The sequence below is a fragment of the Nitrospira sp. BLG_2 genome (assembly GCF_049222245.1).
In genome coordinates this window covers 1-6,506 of record NZ_JBLYIG010000012.1, presented here as the reverse complement: position 1 = coordinate 6,506, position 6,506 = coordinate 1, and the positions used below count along the sequence as shown (strand labels likewise).

General features: G+C 56.7%; 4 protein-coding genes and 2 pseudogenes. All 6 read right to left on the bottom strand.

The window, feature by feature from the left end:
• Window positions 1-297: pseudogene (locus tag ACOSYY_RS00405) on the bottom strand (hypothetical protein); the annotation flags it as partial.
• A gap of 118 nt (window positions 298-415) precedes the next feature.
• The gene (locus ACOSYY_RS00400; RefSeq protein ID WP_421660243.1) at window positions 416-2,248 is read right to left on the bottom strand and encodes an ATP-dependent helicase; all 1,833 of its coding nucleotides are present in this window, start codon (window positions 2,246-2,248) and stop codon (window positions 416-418) included.
• Complete coding sequence (locus ACOSYY_RS00395; protein ID WP_421660242.1) at window positions 2,235-4,061, bottom strand: ATP-dependent nuclease; 1,827 nt, start codon at window positions 4,059-4,061, stop codon at window positions 2,235-2,237. Before ACOSYY_RS00395 ends, ACOSYY_RS00400 begins: the two co-directional genes overlap by 14 nt.
• A gap of 176 nt (window positions 4,062-4,237) precedes the next feature.
• The gene (locus ACOSYY_RS00390) at window positions 4,238-4,915 is read right to left on the bottom strand and encodes a hypothetical protein (protein ID WP_421660240.1); all 678 of its coding nucleotides are present in this window, start codon (window positions 4,913-4,915) and stop codon (window positions 4,238-4,240) included.
• 302 nt (window positions 4,916-5,217) lie between these two features.
• Complete coding sequence (locus ACOSYY_RS00385) at window positions 5,218-5,448, bottom strand: hypothetical protein (RefSeq protein ID WP_421660239.1); 231 nt, start codon at window positions 5,446-5,448, stop codon at window positions 5,218-5,220.
• A gap of 143 nt (window positions 5,449-5,591) precedes the next feature.
• Window positions 5,592-6,506, bottom strand: a pseudogene (locus tag ACOSYY_RS00380) (hypothetical protein); the annotation flags it as partial.

Sequence of the window (6,506 nt, the reverse complement as noted above, 5' to 3'; positions counted from 1 at the left end):
AGCATACAGGCGCCAGCCAATCCAGCTCTCCGGCATCGGATACGATAGCTGGACCTCAATGCGAAATCGGCGGTGCGCGGAGGCGACACGCAGATTCATCAGAGAGCATCCGCAACTAATGGCAAGTTCGCGATATTCGGGATAATTGACGGGCAAGGCTCGGGTTCGGTCCGCGAGCAGATCGATATCTGACTTCGCGACTCGGGAGAGCCAGGGTTGGGTGTTATGGCTTGAAGGGGCAAGCACTGCCTTGCGGACCAACGACAGCGCTTGCTCATCCCATTCGGTTGCGTTCATGCTCACTTAGTAAAGTGCTGGACTGTCTAAACGTGAAAGCTCAGCGGCGGCGTTTAGCCGTCCGCTGGAGCGCCTTTGGGGGCGCATTTCGCTTGCAGCATTTGTACGAGAAGCCACTTCAAATAGAGCGACGGATTTCACTGGCGCTATCTTTCAACTGGTTCATTACGTCGTCCACGAATTTTGACCGCCCGTTGGAATACCGATTGCCTTTGCGCTCGTACCATCCTGACCAAAGAAGATGAACTTCGTGTCGCGCCCGGGTCATGGCGACATAGAACAAGCGCCGAGCCTCCTTTTCCTGATGAGGCGAGACTTTGTAGTAGGGGATGCGGCCTTGCTCCAGTCCCATCATGACCACAACGTCGTACTCCAGTCCCTTGGCGCTGTGGATGGTCGTCAGATTCAATCGGTCAGGAGAGCCGCGCTGGCCACCGAAGTTGGCCACGGTATACTCGGCGAGCGGTTTACCATCTTTGCTGGCTTCATGCAGAGCTTCGAGCGCCTCTGCCTCGTCCGCCATCGTCAGGTCGCTCTTGATCCGTGCATACAAGTCCTGTTTGGCAAATTCATTGAGCCAGTCGAGGAGGCGTGCACCTGGCAAGCGATTAGCGAAGAGGAATCTCACCAAGTCCCTTCGGCACGCCATGGTTTCCGACTCTTTGGACAAAGAGGGGTTGAAGCGCACCCACCCCTGCAACAATGTCGAGAGTTTCGGTTCGCCCAGCTTCCATCCACCGGCGCACCAGCCCGCGCAGTCCTCAAGCCATGCGATAATCGGCGTTCGCTGATACGGGTTGCCTTGGTCGAATCTCACATATTCGATGCCCGCTGTCTCCACAGCCTGAGCAATGATCCCTCCGTCATACTGATCCAGGTACAGGATGCCGATGTCCCCGAGCTTCCGATTCTTGCGACGCTTTAGCGCCTCAGGAACAATGGTCTCCACGGCAAGCGATACCTGCTCGCTGAATCCCTGCTGGCACTGGTAATCCTGAACCACCCCTTTGTGGTCTTCGGCGGACTCGAAGTCGCGATTCTCGGCGAGTGCGGTTGTGGATGCCACGATGATGGTCTTGCCGCAGCGATAGTTCAGCCGAAGATAGACATCCTCGACATCTTCGCGGTACGCAAGCTCATTCATGAGGGCGGGCCGCGCCCCGGTGAAGCCGTAAATAGACTGATCCGGGTCGCCAACTGCAAACAGCCGGATGCCGCCGTCAAAGCAGAGATGCATGACGATCTGGTGCAGCGGAATACCCAAATCCTGGTACTCGTCCACAACCAAGATCGGATACTTGGATTTCAGCGCCTTGCAAACCCATGCATGGGCCTTGATCAAAGCCAATCCGGCCAATGCCATCCCGTCAAAGTCAATCTTGCCCGCGTCTTTAAGCACTTGCTCGTACTTGACGACCAGCGGGGCGTACCGATCATTACCTGCCCACTCTTCAGAAGTTCGATCCAGCACGGTCCGCCGGAACTCATCGAAGGGCGTGCGCACGTATTGTGGATTTTCATTGCCGATGACAGCATTGACTGCATCGGCGAAAAGCTTTTCCCGTTCGCTTGGCGTAGCGACTTTGAGCGGATCGGGCAGATCGAATCCCGCGAGCTTGGCGTATGGAATCACGACTTCTCGGAGGCAGAACGAATGCACCGTGCCGATAAAGGCCCTCGAGCCCTCCTCGATGCCCAATTGTCCCAACCGCTTCTTCAATTCCTTGACGCACTGGTTGTTGAAGGTGATGCAGGCGATTCCTCGAGGTACACGAACATCCTCGGCCAGCATCCGCGCCATCTTGGTCGTCAACACTTTGGTCTTGCCACTTCCCGGCCCGGCCAGCACCACGCAATGACCACGCGACTCATAGGCAGCCCACTGGCGCTCATTGCGCCGCAGATCCTCCGCTGCCGACAAATAGTTCGCTATTGGTCTATTGGGTGACATGTTTGATGGCCTTCAGGATGTAGGGAGGGCACACGTCGTGCTTCCGGTCGAGTTTGCACAGCTCCGCGCACAGCCGCTGCGCAAATCGACCTTTCCCCACGTATTCGATGTCCTTGATGAATCGTCTTGGATCGTCGATATTGATGACCTCCTTCGCTTTCTTCGTGTTGTTATCAAGCTCCTGAAAGCGTTCCTTAGCGGCATCAACATCACACAGCGCCTGCATCACCGAGTTCATCAGGTAGATACATCCAGAGTTGTTGAGTTCGATTTCCAGCGTCGAGTGATTGAGGAAGATGCCGAACTTCTCATAGAACTCGGCCTTCTGGATGTCCCTTGGAATTTTTGTCTTTGGACTGATCAATGAACAAAGAGAATGGGCGCGACTTCTTCCGTAGTCACGGATCGCGCCATCCTTGGCGCTATAGAGGTCAAGGTCCGTCAAAACCGCGAAGGGAAGATTCAGTCCCTGTGGTCCAAAGAACTTGACGTATGGCACGAAGTTCGTGCCCCCAACAGAACAGACCGTGATTCCCAACGCATCGAGGTCAGATCCGGCCCGTGCCGCCAAGACCGGAACGAGGAACTTCTCAGCGTCGCCCTCCACAAGAAGAATTCCCCTCGAGAAAAGTCCTTCTGCTCGGGAGACATCGAGGTAACGCTCAATGTCATCGCGTTCCGGTTCGGTTAACTCAATTGCTGCCCCGGAAACGCCGACCGTGGCGTCTTCTTTGGTGTCCTTACGCAACAGAATGAGCGACTCGACCGGAGTCACACTGGCGATGTGGGGCGAATGGGTGGTCAGAAGATAGGTGACAGGACTTGCCTCCTTCTCGCCCTCCCGGTCAGTCGGCTGCCGCAACCGCAGGTAGCTTCGATAAACCAGCCGTTGAAGATGGGGATGCAGATGAGCTTCCGGCTCTTCTATGCTGAAGAAGGTGTGCTCGCGGCTTCCCTCGGCAACCAGCGAGTCAAGGTCGAGAGATCGCAAAGCCAAGTAGAGAACGTTTGCAGTTCCCAGGCTTGCCTCCGAAATGTCGCGTTTCTTGCCGTCGAATAGGAGGTGAAGGGCCCGCAGGAGCTTCTCAGGGTCGGCGGGCGAGAATCCCAAAGCAGTCTCGATGGCCTGGCTGGTTCCCACCATTCCCTTGAGCTTGTCGTTGATTCTGGATGCAAGGCCGCTGATCGACTTCAGGTCGGCAACCTTGTCGGTTTCTTTGGAAACACCATCTGCCATCGCTTGCAGATCGGACCGCTTGACATCCGACTTCGCTCTGTCAATGAGCGGCTTGAGCGGCGACTTCGTCCATCGTGCCAAATCTCCTTCCGCATCGCGCAAGGCATGCAGGACCTCCATCGGTATCCGCTTGCGCACGTCATATCCGATTCGATTTTCCGGCCGGTCGCCGCCATAGGTCGAAAATTCGAAGTCATCGTCCTTGGTCGGATCATGGTCCAAGCCTGGAATGGGACCGAACTCGTAGCTCAGACGAGCAACCATCGGCTCAGGTTGAACGAGGTGTTCGGCAAGGACAGCGAGGTGCCCCTCGTCGTCCTCAAAGTCCGCGATGTCGATGGAAATCCGTATGCGTGCGTTTTTATCCAGTGGGCGGGCGATGCCATCCCAGAAATCCTCAGCCCTGAGCTGGCGAGCGCTGTCCGGCAAGGATGGGTCAAGAACCAGTCTCAGCGCATAGAGTAGATTCGTCTTGCCGATCTGGTTTTCGCCAAGGATCACAGCAGACCGACCAACGGCGAAATCCAGGTTGTGGAAGTTCCGAAAGTTCTCGATATGGATGTGCGCAATTCTCATGTCATCGAAACACCTTCAACGGGTATATTAGTGCGAAACGACCACATGCGCGGCATAGACGCCGCCCAACGTCATGCCGTTCAGCGGCGACGCGAAGCGTCGGCCTCGCAACGGCTTGTTAGGCAGCTCGGGCCATCACGCGGCAATGTATCCTTGTCGCCTGGGTAGAGCACGTTTCAGCCACCGACGTCGATGCCTCCATCAGGGCGCCTGTTACGTTCGACAGGAACGGCGTCCGGCGGAATCGCGTCCACTTTCTCCAGGATCAGGTCGCCCTGCTGTACGATCGTCCTGCCGGGGATCGGCACGATCTTCCGTGGCGCAGGGTCGTCTCTCAAGATCTCGGTTCGAACGAACTGGCCAAGGCGGAACAGAGCCAGTGGGCCTCCATAGTGGCGCCAGTCGAAGGCCGTTCCGTGCAGGCCAGTCGTATCGAGGGTGATCAGACCGGGGATGGCGAAGGTCTTGTCTCGACAGTCGGGATCGATCGACCACGTGGGCGAGAAAGGCGCGTGCGTGAAAGCGTTCCGAATGAGTCGCGCGATCTGATAAGCGGCCCGCACATCGGAGTCTGGAGACGTCTTCGGATCAGGCACGACGGTCCGAATCGCGTCCTTCATCGCGACTGCCATGAGGTATGTGGCGGACTGCTGAAGGAACGCCGCTGCATAGTCAGCTTGATCCTGCCGCAGCGCAATCTCCTCGTACCGCACGCGATGTTGACCGTGGGCCCACTCCATGGGGAGATCCAGCGGCTGCCGATTCCCCGTGACGGCGAGCCGCACCGCAGACGCGAGGCGAAACTGCAGCTCGGCGGTGAACAGGTCTTGAATGTGGTGCTCACGATCCGTCATCGTCGTTTCCTTTGTCCGTCCAACTAATGAGTCTGCTGCGGCCCACCCGTGCAGCATAACACGGTAGCCTCAGCGCTCCACTGGAAGGCAAGTCTACTTGCAAACCAACACTTATTCCAGATTTCGTCCCGCTCTGCCTCCCGGGGTAGATTGCGACTCCCGCAGGCTATCGGCTATCAGTCCGCAGCATATCCCCTCCAACGAGTCGGAGTCGGATACGTTCAGCGCGGCTCCAATACCATGGGTGTGAAACGCGTCCAACACTCACAACAACTGATAACAGTCATCGCATCAGCCGACGGCTAGTCATCATCGCAGAGAGAGTCTTCTCCTCTGCCATATGTGTTTCCGTGGACATCCAAGATCTCGTCGAGCATCGGGTAACCAGTTCCAGGATTCAGTTCCTCCCCTTTGGACTCAGGATCGGAATCCAACAGACCCAGCTCATCTCCTCGTTGAGATAGCTCCCATCCAAGGCCGTTCCACCAGCTGTTCAGCTGCCGCCACAAGACCTCTAATCGGGTCCACACCATGATGAGTGCACCTACACATTGTCAGGGGAAAAGGTTTACTTCAATTTACGAACAGTAGCCATTTCCCCAGGGCTACTTGCGTGACACGCGAAAGTGTTCCGATCCCGCAATGCGCATCAAGCACTCCTATTGATGCGAGGGGATCACGGTTGAATGTGCTTACCAGCGCCCTTCGCTCCAGTAATGTCGATTCCACTTTGCTTGAGTGCATGAGTAAGATCGTCTTGGAACCTCTGGAGGTCTTCCATCCTCTGGGGCGAAGTCCCAGGCCCAGGCTGCATGCCAGGCCGACCAGTGGGACCTCCTCCTGGAAGTGGTCCTCCTTTTGAACCTGCGGCCCCCGATCCGCCTCCGAATACTCCACCAAGCCGGCGACCCGTCATGGGCAGATTACCCGCGCCCGTGACAATGTCAATTGCTGTTTTGCCGGCTCCGATCGCCCTGAGGGTTTGCTTCGCCCCACTGTCTTCATTGGTAAATTCTTTCGCATCCCAGTGCCCAAAGACAGGATATTCGGCGCCGATGTTCACCCGTCGCTGGAGTTCATGCCTGTACACATCCCATTCGATCACCTGTATGCCGCTATCCCCCTTCTCATAGAGCAGCTTTCCATCAGGCCCGATGACCTGGGTCGAAGCTAATCCACTCGTTTCGACCTCGTTCTTGGAGAGCGAACGGAAATTCGTCACACCCAGTCCACCAGACGTGGGCTGAGCCGTCTCGGCAACACCCCATTGCGCCTTACCATCCACCACCTTGTAGTTCCACGTCTTCCCATACTGGCCGCTTTGAAATTCGGCGTAGACCACATTGCCTTGTTCATCCATGAACCCGCGCATCTGCACGGGATGATGTTGCCCCTGATGGACGGGATCAGGGATCCATTTGGTCCCGCTGAACATCCGCGTGTTATGCATTTCGGAGAGTGTCCCACCCTGCGTCCGATGGAATTCCTCGAACCGCTCAACGAAATGGCCGCCTGTGTCATGCGTATAGTCATGGAACAGGTCGGTCTTTCTCCCGCCCGTTCCGATATCCGAGAGGATCTCTCTCGTGCC